The sequence below is a fragment of the Ornithinicoccus sp. genome (assembly GCF_057176825.1).
Window position 1 is genome coordinate 2,801,024 of sequence record NZ_CM169976.1, and the last position, 19,183, is coordinate 2,820,206.

At 72.2% G+C, this 19,183-nt stretch carries 14 protein-coding genes; 8 read left to right on the forward strand and 6 right to left on the reverse strand.

Translation table 11 applies throughout. The features are described 5' to 3' along the window. Window positions 1-73: 73 nt before the first annotated feature. Window positions 74-652 (reverse strand): hypothetical protein, encoded by a 579-nt coding sequence (locus tag AC1QRC_RS13985; protein ID WP_484203889.1) that lies wholly within the window; start codon window positions 650-652, stop codon window positions 74-76. 163 nt (window positions 653-815) lie between these two features. Beyond that, the gene (locus AC1QRC_RS13990) at window positions 816-2,405 is read right to left on the reverse strand and encodes a hypothetical protein (RefSeq protein WP_484203890.1); all 1,590 of its coding nucleotides are present in this window, start codon (window positions 2,403-2,405) and stop codon (window positions 816-818) included. An 807-nt stretch (window positions 2,406-3,212) separates the two neighbouring features. Here AC1QRC_RS13990 and AC1QRC_RS13995 point away from each other — a divergent pair. The 6 genes from AC1QRC_RS13995 (at window position 3,213) to AC1QRC_RS14020 (ending at window position 11,521) form a co-directional block, all read left to right on the forward strand. After that, entirely contained in the window at window positions 3,213-4,403 is a 1,191-nt protein-coding gene (locus tag AC1QRC_RS13995) for a winged helix DNA-binding domain-containing protein (protein WP_484203891.1), read from the forward strand. A gap of 133 nt (window positions 4,404-4,536) precedes the next feature. Further along, window positions 4,537-5,289, forward strand: a complete 753-nt coding sequence (locus AC1QRC_RS14000; protein WP_484203892.1) for a gamma-glutamyltransferase — start codon at window positions 4,537-4,539, stop codon at window positions 5,287-5,289. Beyond that, entirely contained in the window at window positions 5,246-6,274 is a 1,029-nt protein-coding gene (locus tag AC1QRC_RS14005) for a gamma-glutamyltransferase (protein WP_484206652.1), read from the forward strand. Before AC1QRC_RS14000 ends, AC1QRC_RS14005 begins: the two co-directional genes overlap by 44 nt. Window positions 6,275-6,357: 83 nt before the next feature. Next, complete coding sequence (locus AC1QRC_RS14010; protein WP_484203893.1) at window positions 6,358-8,139, forward strand: cell wall-binding repeat-containing protein; 1,782 nt, start codon at window positions 6,358-6,360, stop codon at window positions 8,137-8,139. A gap of 129 nt (window positions 8,140-8,268) precedes the next feature. Continuing rightward, entirely contained in the window at window positions 8,269-9,357 is a 1,089-nt protein-coding gene (locus tag AC1QRC_RS14015) for a class I SAM-dependent methyltransferase (protein ID WP_484203894.1), read from the forward strand. A 10-nt stretch (window positions 9,358-9,367) separates the two neighbouring features. Then, window positions 9,368-11,521, forward strand: a complete 2,154-nt coding sequence (locus AC1QRC_RS14020; RefSeq protein ID WP_484203895.1) for an alpha/beta fold hydrolase — start codon at window positions 9,368-9,370, stop codon at window positions 11,519-11,521. Here the strand turns inward: AC1QRC_RS14020 and AC1QRC_RS14025 are convergent. Both AC1QRC_RS14025 and AC1QRC_RS14030 read right to left on the reverse strand, forming a co-directional pair. Then, a complete protein-coding gene (locus AC1QRC_RS14025) occupies window positions 11,501-14,239 on the reverse strand; it encodes a helix-turn-helix transcriptional regulator (protein WP_484203896.1) in 2,739 nt (912 codons plus the stop codon). The genes AC1QRC_RS14020 and AC1QRC_RS14025 overlap by 21 nt on opposite strands. 20 nt (window positions 14,240-14,259) lie before the next feature. After that, window positions 14,260-15,273 carry an ABC transporter permease gene (locus tag AC1QRC_RS14030; protein WP_484203897.1) on the reverse strand — a complete coding sequence of 338 codons (1,014 nt, stop codon included), beginning with the start codon at window positions 15,271-15,273 and terminating at the stop codon, window positions 14,260-14,262. 98 nt (window positions 15,274-15,371) lie between these two features. On the opposite strand from AC1QRC_RS14030, the gene AC1QRC_RS14035 reads away from it, so the two are divergent. Then, complete coding sequence (locus AC1QRC_RS14035; RefSeq protein WP_484203898.1) at window positions 15,372-15,974, forward strand: TetR/AcrR family transcriptional regulator; 603 nt, start codon at window positions 15,372-15,374, stop codon at window positions 15,972-15,974. A 6-nt stretch (window positions 15,975-15,980) separates the two neighbouring features. Here the strand turns inward: AC1QRC_RS14035 and AC1QRC_RS14040 are convergent, their stop codons facing one another. Next, a complete protein-coding gene (locus tag AC1QRC_RS14040; protein ID WP_484203899.1) occupies window positions 15,981-16,904 on the reverse strand; it encodes a PfkB family carbohydrate kinase in 924 nt (307 codons plus the stop codon). 17 nt (window positions 16,905-16,921) lie between these two features. Between AC1QRC_RS14040 and AC1QRC_RS14045 the strand changes: the two genes are divergently transcribed. Further along, window positions 16,922-17,752 carry a PhzF family phenazine biosynthesis protein gene (locus tag AC1QRC_RS14045; RefSeq protein WP_484203900.1) on the forward strand — a complete coding sequence of 277 codons (831 nt, stop codon included), beginning with the start codon at window positions 16,922-16,924 and terminating at the stop codon, window positions 17,750-17,752. A 143-nt stretch (window positions 17,753-17,895) separates the two neighbouring features. Here the strand turns inward: AC1QRC_RS14045 and AC1QRC_RS14050 are convergent, their stop codons facing one another. Next, window positions 17,896-19,107 carry a metal-dependent hydrolase family protein gene (locus AC1QRC_RS14050; protein WP_484203901.1) on the reverse strand — a complete coding sequence of 404 codons (1,212 nt, stop codon included), beginning with the start codon at window positions 19,105-19,107 and terminating at the stop codon, window positions 17,896-17,898. Between the last annotated feature and the right edge of the window lie 76 nt (window positions 19,108-19,183).

The window sequence follows — 19,183 nt, forward strand, 5'->3', positions numbered from 1 at the left end:
GGAGAGCCTATGTCGGTCGTGTCACCAGCAAGGCTCGTGCCCCTCAGACTCGTGCCCCTCAGACTCGTGCCCCTCAGAAGGGTGGTGGTGGTTCGGCGCGGTCGATACTCGGTCCGCGGTCACCGTGGCCCCCGCGGTTGCCCTGTCCGTCGCCCCTGCCGCCGCGGCCGCCCTCGCCGCTGCTGCCCTTGCCCGTGCCGGTGCCCGTGCTCTTGCCCGGGCGGTCGCTGTGGCTGTCGTTGTCGTCGTCGCGCAGGCCGAGGATGTCCTCGGGTGTGGGCTGGTCCGGCGGGGCCCCACCACGCCGGTGCCCCTTACGGGTCTGGTGCCGCAGCTTGATCGGGGCCTGGTGATGCACCCAGGCCGGTCCCAGGGACCGGGTCTCGGGATCAAAGTAGTCATCCTCATCGACCAACCTGGAAGGCCGCTCCCGGTGCGCCAGCGCGGCATAGATCAACCGGTTCTGCAGGTCAACGTCACCAGCCTCGGCCGCAGCCAACCGTTCCCGCGCCACCGCACGCCGCTCCGCACCGCCGGACCCCGACGACTCACGACCCGCCCCGCCGGACCCACCCCCCGTGCTCCCGGGCCTGCCGGGTTCACCGGTCTCGTTGCGATCACCCTGGCCGGTGGGCAACGGATCGAGCAGCACCCGGTAATCAAACGTGCGAGTCGTGTAACACCCGAAGAGCAACGTGGTCCACCTCACCCGACGCGCCTCATCGATCTGCGCCGACCAAACCTGCGCAGTCTTCAACGAGTGATGCGACCGGTGCAAGCACATCCCGTTCCGACAACTGGTCTGCCCACCCTCACTATGCGCCACGCACATGATCAAAATCGCACTCCTGCGCAGGACGCCGACACCCCGGCGCCCGACACCGCCGATCCGCAGCCTGCACAAACGCCCTGATCTGCGCATCCGGACGGTACGTCGTGGCAGACCGTTCGATCACATGCCCATCCACCGGGTCCGTCACCAACCGGCGCAACACCCCACCAGCCCGGACCGCCAACTCACGCACCTCCTCGCCCGACAAGTACCCATGGCCCGGGATCATCCCGACCCCGGAGGACTCCGGACTCAGCAACACATCCAACGGCACGATCACCTCAAGACTGACCCGCGGATCCCCCGACAACACCCGCGCCGTCTCCTCATCCACCCCACCAAACAGATCACCACCAACACCAGGCCCCTCAGGGCCCCCGGGAACCTCAGCCCCCATCGCCCCACGCCCCGTGCCGCGAGCTTCCTCAGCGCCGGTGCCACCAGCACCGGCGCCATCAGCATTCGTGTCACCGAGGTCGGTGTCATCAGCACCGGTGTCAGGGTCGGTGTCATTAGCACCGGTGTCGTGACCGGCCCACCCCGGCTCGGCAACAGCACCCTCGGGCACGAACCAGGGCGCACTGCCCCCACTGCCCCTCTGACCGGCGCTGCCCGCGCGCTCGTCGCTGCCCGTCGTGTCGTCGTCTGCTGACTGGCACTCCGCTGCCGTCTGGTCGTCGCTGCCCGTCGTGTTCTGGCTGCCTGTCGGGTTCTCGCTGCCCGCCTGACCGGCGTTGCCCATCGTGTTCTGGCTGCCTGTCGTGCCCTCGCTGTCTGTCGTGCCGGTGCCTGCCGGGGCAGTCGCACGTCCTGTGGTGTTGGTAGTGCCATGGATCAGCAGGGACAACGCCAGATCAGCCCGCAACTGGGACAGGGTCCGCTCATCACCAGCAGCCCGCAACGCCCGAGCAGCACGATCGATCCGGTTGATCGCGGCCACGACCGCAGCAGTACCCCCCGTGATCGTCAAACACCCCGTCCCATCATCCTCCAACACGACCCGGGCATCACGACGAGCCAACGCCGCCGCACGACCCGCCCGCGCCGCCGCCGGATCTTCCCCCAACAACGCCGCCACCAACCGAGCCAACGTGTCCTTGGTCTCCCCCCACCCCTCCCGCGCCATCGAACCCGGATCCACCCCACCATCACGAGCCGAACGAGCACGAGCCGAACCCGGCCCAAACGTCTCCGAAGCCACCTGCGCCGCAACCTCCACCGGCATATGCCGACACGCCGACCACCACGCCCGCACCTGATTCCACTGCACCTCCCCACCCGCCCACGCCTCCCACACCACCCCCGTAGCCAACCCCGGCCCCGTCGCGAACCCGACCCGGTCATGACAATCCTGAATCCCCCACCCCGTCACCAACTGCACCTCATGCGCCAACACCGACTTCACCTTCGCCCGCCACCGACCCCGCGCCGTCTTCGACAACTCCTGCGGCCCCGCCACCCCAGCACGACCCAACAACTCCTGCCCCGTCGCCGCCGCCAAATCACGCAACACCCCCGCCAACAACGCCTCCGACCACCGCGACAACACCACCGACGCCTCCACCGCCGCCACCAACTCCCCATCACTAGCCCGCGCACGACCCGAAGCCCCACCCCACCCCCCACCACCGGCCAACGTCCCCCCACCCTCGACCGGACAACCCCGACCCTCGGCCGGTGAACCCGGCAGGCCCCCGGCCGGGCACTCCCCCGCCGCGCCCGAGGCCAACACCGGCACCAACGCGACCAACTGGCCCACCACCGCCTCAGGAAACTCACACTCAGTCAACGCCGCCACCAAACGACCCACCCGCCCCTCAACACGAACAGGGTCACGCCCCTCGCCCTCGCGCCCCTCGCCCTCGCGCCCCTCGCCCTCGCGCCCCTCGCCCCCCACGGCGTCAGACTCGCCCTCGGGCCCGCCCTCGTCTTCGGGCAGCAACACCAACCGGGCACCCGCCGGCACCCACCCCCGATGGACATCCGCACGACACGGCATACCCCCCACCGACTCCACCGACTCCAGCAGGCCCACCATCAACGGCTCGACCAGGCCCTCGCCGACCCGCAACCCCACCAACCGCGGCAAAACCTCCTCCACAGCAACCCGGGCAAACGACCGATCCAACCGGACACGCCACTCCGGCTCAAACAACTCCCGCCCCGCACCCCCGGATGACCGATCCACGACAACACCCCCTCTCCACCGACTCCCAGACCCCACCAACCCCGGCCCCGCAATCCCCGTACGAAACCAATCAGTGCGACCTCTCCGATACCCCCCTATCGTAGAACACTCGTACACAACTTCGCAAGCCTGTCCACAAACAAACTCCACCAAATCCCACCCCCGACAGACGAGCACGACATCATGGGCCGAATGCGACACATCGACGACGCCGAGCGACGCCACCGCATGGCCCGTCGCCACGGCCTGCACCCCGCCCACCGGCTCCCCGACGCGGTGGCGGCCACGCGGGCGATGACGGTCCTGCACGCGACCGAGGCGTCGACGGTGCACCTGGCGATCCAGGCGAGGGTGGACGGGACGACGCCGGAGGACGTCGACCGGGCCCTCTATGAGGACCGCACGCTGGTCAAGCAACTGGCGATGCGCCGCACCCTGTTCGTCTTCCCACGTGACCTTCTCCCCGCGGCGCTGGGCAGCGCCTCCGCCCGGGTCGCGGCGGAGCAGCGACGACTCATCGTCAGGGACGTCGAGAAGCACGGCCTCGCCGAGGACGGACATGCCTGGCTGGAGACGGCATCCCGCGCCGTGCGGGAGCGACTCGCCGACGGCGACGCCCTGCCCGCGCGACAGTTGCGGGAGGAGCTTCCCGAGCTCCGCGGCGCCATCACCGTCGACACCGACAAGAAGTACGGCGGCACGTTCCAGATCAGCCCCCGGGTCCTGACCATGCTCGGCGCCGAGGGACACCTGGTCCGTGGCCCGAACGTCGGGCACTGGCGGCTCGGTCGCCCCTCGTGGACCGGCATGAGCTCCTGGCTGGGGACCCAGCCCCAGGCCCTGACGACAGACGAGGGGTATGCCGAGCTGGTCCGCCGCTGGTTGGTCACCTTCGGGCCGGGCACCGTGGAAGACGTCCAGTGGTGGCTGGGGTCGACCAAGACCGCCGTGCGGGCGGCGCTGGCCGCTGTCGGGGCGGTCGAAGTCACCCTGGACGGTGGTGCCAGGGGCTGGGTCATGCCGGACGATGTCGAGCCGATCGAGTCTCCCGGCCCGTGGGCCGCGCTCCTGCCGACGCTTGATCCGACCACCATGGGCTGGAAGGGGCGCGCCTTCTATCTCGCCCCGGAGCACGTCCCGTTCCTCTTCGACACCAACGGCAACGGCGGGACGACAGCCTGGTGGGACGGACGCATCGTGGGCTGCTGGGTGCAGGACCCTGACGGTGTCGCGCAGGTGATCCTCCAGCAGGGCGAGGACCCAGGGGCGGAGGGAAGGAAGGCGCTGGATGCCGAGGCAGTCCGCCTGACCGAGTGGCTGGACGGCGTCCAGATCACCAACGTCTATTCATCTGCCCTGATGAAGGGCGCCCGCCTCCCCTGACCCTTGCCGTCGACGCCGGCAGGGTAGACCCTGGAACGGAGGGGAGGATCCAGTGACACCACCCAACTGCCCGGGCCGCACTCACCACGCGCGTGGCCAGGCACGCCCGCTGACCACCGCCATCAGGGGCTGCGTGGCGGGCAGCATTGCGGCCCTGCTCCTCGCGGGATGTCAGGGCGACACTCCCCCGGGTCCGACTGGCGACACCTCCGCCGGGAGCACGACGACCCGCCCTGGCCCGGCCGCGACAACAGGCACCGACGACGCGACCGACACCGACGACGCGACCGACACCGACGACGCGACCGCCACCGGGACGATCCCGCCAGCCAGCCCCGAGCCGGCGTTCGGCGGCTACGGGATCAGCGCCGGCCACCCTGCGGCGGTCGATGCCGGGATGCGGGTGCTGGCCGACGGGGGCAACGCCGTGGACGCTGCTGTGGCCGGGGCCTTCGCCATGGCGGTCGCCGAGCCCCTCAGCTCCGGGCCTGGAGGGGGCGGCGCGGCAGTCATCGCGGCACTGCCCGGCAGCAGCGCCCCGGGGATGCAGGACGAGCCGTTGTCCTACGACTACCGGGAGGTGGTCGCCGAGGACGGCGTGGTCCCCGACACCGGCACGGGCGTGCCGGGGTTCGTCGCCGGGATGGCCCTGCTGCACAAGCGCCACGGGGTGCTGCCGTGGGAGGACGTCCTGGCGCCTGCGGTCGATCTGGCCGAGGGCGGCGTCGAGGTCAGCTGGTTCCTCGCGCAGGAGCTCCGGTCGCCGGCGGGGATAGGCCGCCACCGCACAACAAGCGGCCTTCCACCGCCCGGACGGCGGACCCCTCGCCGAGGGCGACACGCTGGTCCAGCCCGAGCTCGCCGCCACCCTCAGCGACATCGCTGACCAGGGCGCAGACGGGTTCTACCGCGGACCGCTGGCCGAGGAACTCTCCGAGGTCGAGGGCCTCGACACCACGTCGTTGGCCGGCTACCAGGTCGACGTGCGGGAGCCCGCCCGCGGGACCGTCGGGGACCACGAGGTCCTCGCGGCCGCCCCGGCACTGTCCGGCGCCGCCGTGATCCAACTGCTCCAGGTCGCGGAAGCGGCCGGAGTCGGCGACACCGAGCCAGGATCAGCCGACTACATCCACCGGATGACCGGCGCCTGGCAGGTAGCCCACCACTCCCTCGAGACCGTGTTCGGCGACCCGCGCTTCGTCGACGTGCCGCTGACCGAGCTCACCGACCCCGAGGCGAACGCCACCCTCGCCGCCGGCTCCACGACATACGGGCGGGTGCCGACCCCTGACGACCGGCCCGGCGCGCGACCGGCGGAGGGCAACACCACCCACCTCAGCGTGGTGGACGCGGAGGGCACGGCGGTCTCGATGACCAACACCATCACGAGCTTCTGGGGGTCCGGGCAGGCGGTGGGAGGCTTCTTCCTCAACGACCACCTGATCCGGTTCGGCATCGGCGACGGAGACACCAACGAGCCGGAGCCGGGGCGTCGCACGGTGAGCTACATGGCGCCGGTCGTGGTACTCGACGAGGAGGAGCGCCCGTTCCTGGTGGTGGGAACGCCGGGGGGACAGCGCATCCCCACCATTCAGGGGACCGTCCTGGCCCGCACCCTACTCCTGAACGAGTCACTCCAGGACGCGGTGGACGCTCCCCGGTTCCACCTCGACGGCGACGTCCTGCGCGTGGAGGACCTGCCGGGCACCGTGAGCGCCGACCTCACCGCTCAGGGGTATGCCGTCAGCCCGGCCCCGCGGTCCTGGAGCCTCTTCGGGTCGGTCGGGGCACTCGAACTGGACCACGGGGCGGGGACCGTGACCGGTGCCACTGACCGACGGCGCACGGGCACCTGGGACGCGGGGCCGTAGCGCAGCCAACCGTCGCGTCACCTGCGGCGTCATACTGACCGAAGGGCACAACGACGTGCCCCACGGCACCCCCGGAGGTCCCGATGAGCGCACCGCGCCCCTCCCCCCGTCCTGGTCGTTCCGGCACCGCGCGGCACACCGTGCGCGGCCTGCTGTTCGGCCTGTTACTCCTCGCCCTGGGCCCCGGCCTGCTGGGCGGCGTCGGAGTCGGCGCCAGCGCCAGCGCCTGGGCCGACACCGCCCAACCACAGGGCGACCTGGCGTTCCGGCTGCAGCGGCTGGCCGGTGCGGACCGCTACGCCACGGCCGCGGCCGTCAGCCGCGAGTTCTTCTCCCCCGGCGTGCCCATGGCCGTGGTGGTGACCGGCGCCAACTATCCCGACGGGCTGGCCGCGGGGCCGGTCGGTGACCGGCTCGGCGGGCCGGTCCTGTTCACCCGCCCGAACTCCCTCCCCGCTGCGACGAAGGCAGAGCTGCAGCGGGTGAAGCCCCAGGTCATCCTGGTGGCGGGCGGGCCGTCGGCCATCTCCTCCGCGGTGCGCAGCCAGTTGGCGGCCCTCGCGCCCGGTGGCGCGCCCCGCATCTCCGGCGCGACCCGCTACGGCACCGCCGCCGCCCTCTCGGCGCACGCGTTCCCGTCCGGGGCCTCCGTCGCCTACGTCGCGACCGGGGAGGCGTTCCCCGACGCCCTGGCCGGCGGCGCCGCCGCCGGCGTGCAGGACGCCCCGATGCTGCTGACGCCGCGGACCAGCCTGGACCCGGCGACCCGGGCGGAGCTGCTCCGGCTGGCACCCGACCGGATCATGCTGCTCGGCGGCACGGGCTCGGTGTCGCAGGCCGTGGCCACCGAGCTGGGCACCATCGCGACCACGGAGCGGGTGTCCGGCAGCGACCGCTACCAGACGGCGCTCGCGATCTCGCGACGGATCTTCGGCCCGGACCGGCCGGGCGTGCTCTTCGCCACGGGGACGGACTGGCCGGACGCGCTCGCCGCGGGACCGGCGACCCGCACCACCCGCGGGCCGCTGCTGCTAGCGGCCGGCACCAGCCTCCCGGGCGGGACGACCGCCGAGTTGCAGCGCCTCACCCCTGCACGGGCCTCCCTCCTCGGGGGACCCACGGTGATCCACGCCGAGATCGCCCGCAAGGTGCAGGGCGTCCTCGGCGTCTGCTCGGCCGGCGCCCGGCCCGCACCGGGCTCGCAGCAGATCATCGACAGGGTGCCCAGCGCCACCAAACAGCTGGCGTTCACGCTCGACATCGGCGGTCGGTTGGATCCGGCGATGGACATCGTGCGGTACCTGATCGACCACCAGGTCTGCACGACCTTCTTCCCGACCGGCACCATGGCCGACACCGCCCAGGGCCGGCAGGTGTTGGAGCTGATCGGGCAGCACCCCCACCTCTTCGAGGTCGGCAACCACACGGTGCACCACTGCGACCTGGTCAACGGTGGTGGCGGCAGCCCGACCACCGCCCCCTGCCAGCGGACGATGACCGCCCAGTTCATCCGCGACGAACTGACCGGCGCCGAGTTCACCATCGAGCTGCGCTCCGGAGGGATGACGGTGACGCCCTACTGGCGCCCGCCCTACGGATCGCACAACGCCTTCGTCCGCAACACCGCGGCGCAGGTGGACTACACCAAGACCATCCTGTGGAACCGCGACACGGTCGACTGGTCGACGGAGACCACCACCCAGCAGATCATCGACCGGGTGACCAAGCCCCTGCCCCCGGACGGCACCATCGTGCTCGCCCACCTCGGTGGCTACCGCACCCTGGACGCCCTGCCCACGATCGTGAGCACGTTGCGGGCCCAGGGCTACACCTTCACCACGGTGTCGGACATGCGGGACGGCTGAGCCTGCGGGTGCGTCCAGGACTAGGTGGGGCACCGGATGCGATGAGCCGCGACCCGGACCGAACCTTGGCGGATCCGGGACTGGCGGAGCACCGATTCGCCGTCCACAGTCGTTGCAGAGGACTACCCCATGAGCACCACTACCGCCCCGTCCGGGGCTGCCGAGATCAACAGCGAGGCGTTGATGTCGTTCGTCTTTCGAGCCGTCGACGAGGTCGGCGCCGCCCTGAACGCCGCCCTGGTCGTGATGGGTGACCAGCTCGGCTACTACCGGGCCATCGCCGACCACGGCCCGCTCTCGCCGCCCGACCTGGCCCGGCTCACCTCGACCGACGAGCACTACGCCCGCGAGTGGCTGCACGCGCAGGCGGCCGGCGCCTACCTCGACTACGACGCCGAGACGGGGCTCTTCAGCATCTCGCCCGAGCACGCGGTCGCCCTCACCGACGAGACGAGCCCTGCCTACCTGCAGGGCCTGTTCCAGATCGCCCACGGCACGGTCCGGGACACCACCCACATCCTCGCGGCTGCCCGGACCGGCGACGGGTATGGCTGGCACGAGCACAACGCCGACGTGCACGTCGGGTGTGAACGGTTCTTCCGGCCCGGCTACCTGACGCACCTGGTGGCCGACTGGCTGCCCGCCCTCGACGGTGTCGTGCCCAAGCTCGAACGCGGCGCCCGGGTGGCCGATATCGGCTGTGGGCACGGGGCGTCGGCGGTGCTCCTGGGGCAGGCCTTCCCCCAGAGCACGGTCCTGGGCACCGACTACCACGCGGAGTCGATCGAGGTGGCGCGCCAGCGGGCCGCAGCCTCCGGACTCGCCGACCGGGTGACTTTCCAGGTCGCCGACAGCACGCAACAGCCCGGCTCGGGCTACGACCTGGTCACCATGTTCGACTGCCTGCACGACATGGGCGACCCGGTCGGGGCAGCCCGACAGGTCAAGGAGATCCTCGCCGAGGACGGCACCTGGATGATCGTCGAACCGATCGCCGGCGACCGACCCGAGGACAACTTCAACCCGGTCGGTCGCGCCTACTACGCCTTCTCCACGCTGCTGTGCACCCCCGCCTCGCTGGCGCAGGACGTGGGCACCGCGCTCGGCACCCAGGCCGGCCCGGCCCGGATCCGGGACGTGACGGCCGCGGCCGGGTTCACCCGGTTCCGCACGGTGGCCAACACCCCGTTCAACAACGTCTTCGAAGTGAAGGCCTGAGGGCGCCGCCATGGCCGTGGACCAGTCCGTCGCGGATACGGCCGTGGCACCGCGGGCCGTCGGCGTCACCCACCGCGAGGGAGTACCCCTCGCCTGGCGGGTGTACGGCGATGGCGCGCGGACCCTCCTCCTGATGCCGACCTGGCAGATCTTCGACTCCCGGTTCTGGAAGGCGCAGGTCGGCTACCTGTCCCGGCACTTCCGGGTGGTGACCTTTGACGGTCGTGGCACGGGCGCATCCGGACGCCCCCAGGGGGCGGCGGCCTACAGCAACCAGGAGTGCGCCGACGACGTCCTTGCCGTGCTCGAGGCGACAGGCACCACCCGGGCAGTCCTCGTGGCGCTCTCCTGCGGCGTCTCGTGGGCCGTCCACGTCGCCGCGGATCACCCCGACCGGGTCGAGGGCATCTTCGCCCTCTCCCCCTCGTGCGGGCTGCAGGTCTCCCAGCCAGCACGGGAGACCCACGCCTTCGACGAGCGGCTCGAGACCACGGAGGGCTGGGCGAAGTACAACCGCTACTACTGGACCGAGGGCGACTTCACCGCCTTCCGTGAGTTCTTCTTCCGCCGGATGTTCTCCGAACCGCACTCCACCAAGCAGTTCGAGGACGCGATGCGCTGGTCGGAGGCGACCGATCCCCAGGTGCTCGCCGATGCCACCGCGGGCCGGCTCGGCTGCGACGGCGTGGTGTGCCAGCCGATCGAGGAGGCCTGCGCCCGGGTCCGTTGCCCGGTGCAGGTGGTCCACGGCACCGCCGACCGCATCCGGACCGAGGCGATCGGTCGTCGGCTCGCCGAGCTGACCCGCGGCTCCCTGGTGCTCGTCGAGGGCGGCGGGCACGGCCTCATGGCCCGCGCCCCGGTCCGGATCAACCACCTGATCCGCGACTTCGCCCTCTCGCTGCCGGGACCGCTCGAGGCGCCCGCCGTCCCCGTGACGTGGACCTTCGCGCCGGCTCGTCCGCGCAGGGTGCTCCTGATGTCCTCGCCGATCGGGCTCGGCCACGCGGCCCGGGATGTGGCCATCGCCCGGGAGCTACGCGCCCTCGTGCCCGACCTACAGATCGACTGGTTGGCGCAACACCCCGTCACCCGGGTACTGGAGGCGCACGGGGAACGGGTCCACCCCGCTTCGGACTGGCTCTCCAGTGAGTCCGCCCATGTCGAGCACGAGTGCGGCGAGCACGATCTGCATGCCTTCCAGGCGATCAGGAGGATGGATGCGATTCTCGCGCACAACTTCATGGTGTTCCGCGACGTGGTGGAGCAGACCCCGTATGACCTGGTGGTCGGCGACGAGTCCTGGGAGGTCGACCACTTCCTGCACGAGAACCCCGAGCTCAAGCGGTTCGCGTTCGCCTGGTTGACCGACTTCGTCGGCTGGCTGCCGATGCCCGAGGGCGGACCCGCCGAGGCCGAGCTGACCGCCGACTACAACGCCGAAATGATCGAGCAGCGGGCGCGCTTCGCCCGGGTCCGGGACCGCTCGATCTTCGTCGGGTCGGCCGAGGACGTCGTGCCCGCATCGTTCGGCGACGGACTGCCGATGATCCGCGACTGGGTCGGGGAGAACTTCGCCTTCGCCGGATACGTCACCGGCTTCCAGCCCGCCGCGCTGCCCGGGCGACAGGAGCTCCGGCACACCCTCGGTATGCCGGAACAGGAGCGGGTCTGCGTCGTCACCGTGGGCGGGACCGCGGTGGGCAGACCGCTCCTGGGACGGGTGCTGGACGCGGTCCCGCTGGTGCGCAGGAGTGCCCCGGATCTGCGCTTCCTGGTGGTGGCGGGGCCCCGCATCGACCCGCGTTCCCTGCCCCGGCGCCGCGGAGTCACCGTCCGCGGCTACCTCCCGGACCTGCACCGGCACCTCGTCGCGGCTGACCTCGCCGTCGTGCAGGGCGGCCTCACCACGTGCATGGAGCTCACCGCCGCACAGCGACCGTTCCTCTATGTCCCGCTGCGCAACCACTTCGAGCAGCAGTTCCACGTCCGACACCGGCTGGAACGTCACAGGGCGGGCCACCACCTGCCCTACGAGGAGCTGACGGAGCCGGACGCCCTCGCCGCGGAGGTGCTCTCGGAGCTGGACCGCACGGTCGACTACCGTCCCGTCGACACCGACGGGGCCGCCCGCGCGGCCGCGCTACTGGCCGAGCTGCTCTGAGGCCAAGGCCTCGGCCAGCTCAGCGCGCGAGCGCACACCCAACTTCGTGTAGACGTGGCGGAGGTGATACTCCACGGTCTTCGGGCTCAGGAAGAGGGCTGCCGCTGCCTGCCGCGTGGTCTGCCCGTCGCCGAGCAGCTCGGCGATCTGCCGCTCCCGCGCGGTGAGCACGGTCAGCCGGCTCGCACCCCGGCGCTGCACCGTCTCCCCCGTCGCGTCCAGCTCGGCGGCCGCCTGCTCGGCACGCTGCAGGGCGCCCAGTTCCTCGAACGTCCACAACGCTGCCCGAAGGAGGGGCCGCGCATCCCGACGCCGCCGACGACGGCGCAGAGAGGCACCGTGTGCCAGGGCGGTCCGGGCCGCCTCGAACCGATCGGGGGTCCCCGCGTGCAGGCGGGCCGCCTCCACGAAGTGCGGGTCGGCCTCCTCGTCGGGGGACACCATCGCCAGCACGCGTTCGGCCCGCGCCAGCGCCCACGCCTGCCCCTTGGCCGCGCTGAGGCGGTGATAGTCCTCCGCTGCGATCCGGGCCTCCGGGATCCGCCCGAGCCGGACGAGCGCCTCTGCGCGCTCCGACCCGGGATGCAGGTCCATGTCCTGCAGGCCGCTCTCGCGCAGCACGGCCTCGAGCCGATCAAGGTGGGGCAACGCCTCGGCGGGTCGTCCGGCCCCGAGCTCCAGCTCCGCGAGTGCCAGGTCCGCCCAGACCCTGCCGATCACGATGTCCTTCTCGCCGCACCACCGCACGGCCTCTGCGGCGTGGTCACGGCAGGCCGGCCCCCGCCCGATCCGGGCCTCCAACCAGGCGAGACCGGCCAACGCCAGGGCCAGGTCGGTGGTCTGGCCGGTCTCCCGGGCCAACTCGATGCTCTCCTGGTACTCAGCGTCTGCCCGGGGCCAATGGTCCGTGGCGGCATCATCCAGGGCGACCAGGAAGAGCAGGTGCGCCAGCTCACCCACCGCCGCTGCGTCCCGGGTCCCCGCGAGCGCCTGATGGACCAGCTGCCGGTATCGCCCCTCCTCCCGGAGGTAGAGGGGACCCAGCACGAGCCACTCGGCCCGCAACGGGTCCGACCGCAGCGTGTCCCCCGCAGCCAGGAGCTCGACCGATCTCCTGATCCGGTCGGCGCCGCCCTGACCGGTGAGCGTGCGCGCCATCCCGACGGCCAGGTCGCCGACGACCCGGGACCGGGTGGTGTGCACCAGTGGCTCGAGTCGCTCGAGCTCGACCACCGCCTTCCGCAGCACCTGGGTGTCGGCGCGATAGAACGCGACGTTGACCGCGTCCGCCCACAACTCCACGGCCGCGTCCGGTAGTCGCTGGGCGACCGCGTGAGCCGCTTCCTGGTGGACCTGCGCCGCCACAGCGAGCGACCCGGTCCGCGCGCAGATGGTGCCGTGGAGGTGACCCGCCCGGGCGATCAGCGCAGCGTCACCCAGGGCGCCCGCCTGCGCCAGGAGTCCCAGGGCACGTTCCCCCTGACCCGCGAGCCACGCGCACTCGGCCGCATCCACCCACCGGGGACCCCGCTCCCCGGCCGGCGAGGACAGTTGGGCCGCCCGCTCCAGTGCAGTCGCGGCGACATCGTGGGCGGACCGTTCCCGCGCCCGTCGGGCCACCACATCCAGTGCCTGCGCCACCGCAGGGTCGGGACCGACGGATGCGGCGGCCTGGTGCCAGGCGCGTCGGTCCGGATCCTCGGGCGGTGTGGCGAGGGCCAGCGCGGCCTGCACGGCCCGCATTCGCCCGGGGTCGGCCGCCCCGATGACGGCGGCCCGCACCAGCGGGTGCGTGAACTCCACCGTGCCGCTCCCGCCACGCAGCAGCCCCTCATCCGCGGCCTCGGTAAGGCCATCGACATCGACGCCGAGGCGGCGGCAGGCGGCCGCCACCACGAGCCGGTCACCCGCCGCGCAGGCGGCGACCAGAAGGGCCTCCCGCGCGTCCTCGCCGAGCCGTTCAGTCCGGGCGAGGAAGGCCCTGGCCAGGGCAGTGCGCACGGCAATCGGGTCGTCGGGTCCGAGGGACTCCAGACCCTCAGGACGCGCCCCCAGCTCGCGCAGCGCCAGCGGGTTGCCGCCGGTGGCCTGCACCATCTGCCGGGCCCGTCCGACGGTCACCCTCCGGCCGGCGAGCCCGGTGAGCAACGCTCGGGCCTCCGAGACATCCAGTCCGGAGAGCTCCCACGTGGGCAGACCGACCCGGAGCAGGGGGCTGTCCTCCCCGGCCCGCACCGCTGCCAGGAACAGCACCCGATCGGCCAGGAGCCGGCGCGCCGCGAAGCTGAGGGCCTCCGCCGAGGAATGGTCCAGCAGATGGGCATCGTCGACCAGCACCGCGAGCGGCGCGGCCTCGGCCCGCTGGCTGAGCAGACCGAGGGTGGCCGCCCCGACGGCCAACCGGTCCACCGAGCGGCCGGACCGGAGGTTGAGGGCGATCCCGAGTGCCCGTGCCTGGGGTGCGGGGAGGGTGGCGAGGTGCTCGGTCCACGGACCGAGCAGTTGGCTCAGCCCGCCGAATCCGAGGTCGCGCTCGGCCTCAGAGCCCAGCACCCGGCATACCTGCATGTCCCGGACGGTCTGCGCGACGTGGTCCAACAGCGCGGTCTTGCCGCCACCCGCCTCCCCGACGAGGACCAGGACGCCGCTCCGACCCACCCGGGCGCCGGCCGCCAGGGCTCCGAGGGTCCGCTGCTCACGCACTCGCCCGACGAGCACGAGTCCACTGTAGGCCGGGTTCAGCCGCCGGAGCGCCGCGAGGGCAGCAGGCTCAGGGCGAGGCCGACCGCCAGCCAGCACCCCAGCACGAGGAAGGCCGCGCCCGAGCCGGCACCGTCGAACCACGCCACCGACCGCAGCGCGGTCGCCGCGGCACCCACCGGCAACGCCTGCCCGACGGCACCCCAGGCGCTCGGCAGCATCTCCGGAGCACTCATGGCGCCGGAGAGCGGGTTGCCCAGCAGGACCATCGTGGCGGCCGCGAGACCGATGCCGGCCGGGCCGAGGTGTCGGTGCAGCCCGAGGACGGTGCTGCCGATCGCGGCGATCCCCAGGGCGAGGACCCCCGCGTTGGCCCAGAGCGAGCCCGCCAGCGCACCCAGCCAGGTCTGCATCACCAGGGTGAGCACGAGGCCGCCCAGTGCCGCGACCGCCAGCACCGCCCCGAGTTGCCTGCTCCGCCCCCTGACCTGGGTAGCGGCGACGGCGCCCGCCGCGATCCCGCCGAGCACCAGGGGCAACACCGCAGACCCCAGACCGGAGCCGCGCGGATCCTCCTCGGGGAGCGGCACGACGTCACTGACGGTCAGCGGTCCACCGACCTCGGCCGGGACTCCGGCGGCCACCTGTCCCAGGATCTGCGCCACTGCCGGGCTGGCCGCGCCCGCCGTCAGCATCTCTCCCCCGTCGGGGCCGAGCACGATCGCGCCGTAGACCTCGCGGTCGTGGATGGCCTGCTCGGCCGCCGCCCGGTCCGGGAGCACGGTCACCTCGAACGCGTCCTCGCCCGAAGCGCCAGCCAGACGCTGCCCCACCTGCTGCGCCGCGGCCTCGGAGGGTGCTGCGACGGCGATCGGTATGCCGTTCGGCGAGCTGTTGAGCGAGGGCCAGGCGAAGGCGGTGATCACCACGGCGAGCAGTGCCGCCACTCCCACGGCCAGGCCGGTGACCCGCTGCCAGGGGGTGGGCCCCGCTGTCTCGCGGGGAGGTGTCGACCCCGCTGCCTCGACGGATGGTGCGGTGGTGGTGCGCATGTCGACTCCTTAAACGAGCGTTCGTTCTGTTTGCTGCTCCAGAGTGCTCCTCGATACCTGGCGTTGTCAAGAACGTTCATTCTGTTTTAAGGTGCGGCATGCCCAAGGTCACCGACGAGCACCGCGCTGCCCGCCGCGAGCAGATCCTGGCCGCCACCCTCCGGTGCGTCGCGGCAGAGGGCTTCCACCGCACCACGATGGCCGACGTGATCCGCGAGTCAGGCCTGTCCGCCGGGGCCGTCTACGGCTACTTCAAGAGCAAGGACGAGATCATCCTGGCCATCGCCGAGTTCGGGCTCGGCATGGTCGACGCCGAGATCACTGCGCTGTCGAGCCAGGACCCGGTCCCCTCCCCCGAGCAGGTGCTCGAGCACCTGGCCACGATGATCGTGGCCCAGGCCGAGTCGGGCGACGCCGATCTCACCAAGGTCCTCGTCGCGGTCTGGGCCGAGGCGGTCCGCGACGAGTCCGTGCGCGCCATCGTCAGCGAGCGGATCCGGCACCTGCGGAGCAGCTATGCCGCCCTCGTGCTCAAGCAGCAGAAGGCGGGGCTCATCGACCCGTCGGCCGACCCCCAGCACGTCACGCAGGTCCTCGTCGGCGCCATGCCGGGGTTCATCCTGCAGCGTCTCGTCCTGCAGGACATCGACCCCCAGGGGTATGCCGCGGGCCTGGCCGGCCTGCGCCGCCCCGGGGGCTGACGACAGTCACCTTCCGTTCAGGAAGGTGTCGATCTCACGGCGGGTCGGCGCCGTGGCGGGACCCTTCCGGGTCACCTTGATGGCGCCAGCGGCGTTGGCCCGGTGCGAGGCCTCGACGAGATCGGCACCTGCGGCGAGCTCGGCCACCAGGACACCGGTGTGGGCATCCCCCGCGCCGTTGGTGTCGACCGGTTCCTGGGGGAACCCGGGCAGGTGCACCACCTCGCCGGCCCCGGCGTCGAGGACGTAGCAGCCCTCGGGCCCGTCGCGCACGATGACCCTGGCGCCCGCGGGCAGCAGGTCGCGCACGGCCAGCACGGACCGTGCGACGTCCTCGACCCCGGTGAGCTCCGCCGCCTCCTGGGCATTGCTGGTCCAGACGGCGGTGACCGCCAGCGTCCGCTCCCGCACCGACTCCGGCAGCGTCGCGAACGCGGCACCGGGGTCCAGCACGACAGCGGCGTTCCCCTCAAGGGTCCCCAGCCAGGTCAGCAGCGGGTCGCGGGTGGGCTCAAGCAGGGTGTAGCCGGTCACGCACACGAGGTCGCCGCGCGCCGCCCGGGAGCCGGCCAGGCTCTGCGGCGTGATCTGCCGCTCGGCGCCCATCGTCGTCACGAAGGTCCGCTCGGCGCTCGGCTCCACCAGCACGACGCACACCCCGGTGTCCAGATCGGGGACCGGCTCGCTGGACAGCGTCACACCCTCGGCCGCCAGCACCTCCCGGATCAGGTCGCCGTTGGGGCCGGTCCCGTGGGCCCCGGCGTGCACCGCCTCGGCCCCGGACCGCGCGGCCGCAGCGAGCACGCTCACCGAGCCCCCGGCATACCGGGTGTGTGAGGCGGCCATCACGTTCCCGCCGCGCACCGGCAGACTTCCCACCTCCACCACGAGGTCGACGAGGGCCTGCCCCGTGTGGATCACCCTGCTCACCCGGGTGAGACTAGGGCATGCGCTTCTCCCAGGTCGACGTCTTCTCCGCCGAGCCCTGCCGCGGCAATCCCCTCGCCGTGGTCCACGACGCCCAGGAACTCACCGATCAGCAGATGGCGCGGTTCGCCCACTGGACCAACCTGTCGGAGACCACCTTCCTGCTGCCGCCCACCCAGGCGGGCGCGGACTACCGGGTGCGGATCTTCACGGTGGCGTCCGAGCTGCCGTTCGCCGGGCATCCCACCCTGGGCAGCGCCCGTGCATGGCTGAACGCCGGCGGCACCCCCGCGACTGACGGCGAGGTGGTCCAGGAGTGCGGGGCCGGACTGGTGCGGATCCGGCAGGAGGGCGAACGGCTGTCCTTCGCCGCGCCGGGCTTCCTCCGCGACGGGCCGGTGTCCGAGGAGGACCTCGGGCGGATCGTGAGCGCCCTCCGGGTGCGGCCGGAGCAGGTGCAGCACGCCCAGTGGATCGACAACGGTCCCGGCTGGGTCGGCGTCGTCCTCGGGTCTGCCGAGGAGGTCCTCGCACTGCGCCCGGACTTTTCCGAGATCGACGACCTCGACATCGGGGTGATCGGCCCGCACCCGACGGGCGGACCGGCCGACTACGAGGTGCGGGCGTTCGTCCCGGGGCAAGGAGTGGCGGAGGATCCCGTCACCGGCAGCCTCAATGCCGGATTCGGCGTGTGGCTGACCGGCGCCGACCTCGCCCCCACCTCCTTCACGGTCCGCCAGGGCACCGCCCTGGGCCGCGCCGGGAACGTCACGGTGCGTGCCGAGGACGGGCAAGTGTGGGTCGGCGGGGAGGCCCGCGTGCTCATCAGCGGGGACGTGTCCCTCGGATGACGGATCTGCACGCGCTGTTCAGCCGCGCGGCCGACGAGGCAGCGGCCATCCGCAGCGCGCTCCCGCACCGGCCGGTCCGTGCCTAGCCCATTTTCGTAGCGGGTTTGTCGTGCCAGAACGCGTTTTCGTAGCGATTCTGCGCGTCAGGCACCCACGCGGACGCCGTCGAGGTAGACACCCCGGAGGCGCTCCCGCAGCCCGGCGAGGTCGTCGAAGGCCCCGTCCAGCACCACCACGTCCCCGACCTTGCCGACCTCGAGGGTGCCGAAGTCCTCCGCCACCCCCAGCAGCTCGGCCGCCTCGCTGGTCGTCGCGACCCAAGCCTGCAGCGGGGTCATGCCGCAGTCCGCCATGTGGCCCAACTCCTCCAGGTTGGTGCCGTGCACGCCCACCCCGCTGTCGGTGCCCATCGCGACCCGGACCCCCGCCGCGACCGCCCGACGCACCGAGTCCTGGTGCGCCTCGTGGACCATCCGCGCCTTGGCGATCACCGCGTCGGGCATCGCTACCCCCTGGTCCACCATGTCCAGCACCGCCCGGGGCGCCGACAGGGTCGGCACGAGCCAGGTCCCGCGCTCCAGCATCAGCTCGATGGCCTCGTCGTCCAGGTAGACCCCGTGCTCGATCGACCGGACCCCGTGACGGGCGGCCGTCTTGATCCCGTCACTGGCCTGCGCGTGGGCCATGACGTGCAGCCCCGCCGCGTGGGCCTCGGCGACGAGCACGGCGATCTCCTCGTCCCGGAAGTGGCCGCGGCGCGGGTCGCTGCGCGGGGAGATCACCCCGCCGCTGGTCGCCACCTTGATCACGTCCGCCCCGGCTCGGATGATCTGCCGGACCACCCGCCGCATCTCCTCGGGGCCGTCGGCGACCGCGGACGGTCGGCCCGGGTGCGGGACCAGCAGGCCCGCGTGTCCCCCGCAGACCTGCCAGTCGTCCCCGTGACCGCCGGTTTGGCTGATCATGTCGATGGACAGCTGCATCCGTGGTCCGGGGACCAGCCCGGTGCGCACGGCCTCGGCCACCCCCAGGTCGGCACCCCCGGCGTCCCGCACCCAGGTGATCCCGGTCTCCAGCGTGCGGCGCAACCAGTGCACCGACTGGTAGTAGGCGTAGGAGAAGGGCGTCTGCAGTGCCGTGAGGACGTTCGCCTGCTCGAACAGGACGTGGACGTGGCAGTCGAACAGCCCCGGCAGCACCGTGGCGCCGGCGCAGTCCACCACCTCGTCGGCGTCCGCCCCCAGAGTCGGCCCGACGTCGACGATCCTTCCGTCCCGGACCAGGACGTCCGCTTCCCCCGGGTCCGCCCCCGTCCCGTCGAGGACCGTGCCGCCGCGGAACAGGATGCTCGTCATGGTCGCCACACTAGCCAGCGACAAAAATGGGTGGGAGGCGCGCCGTGGCGCGGCCGTGGGCCGGTCTCGGCATACG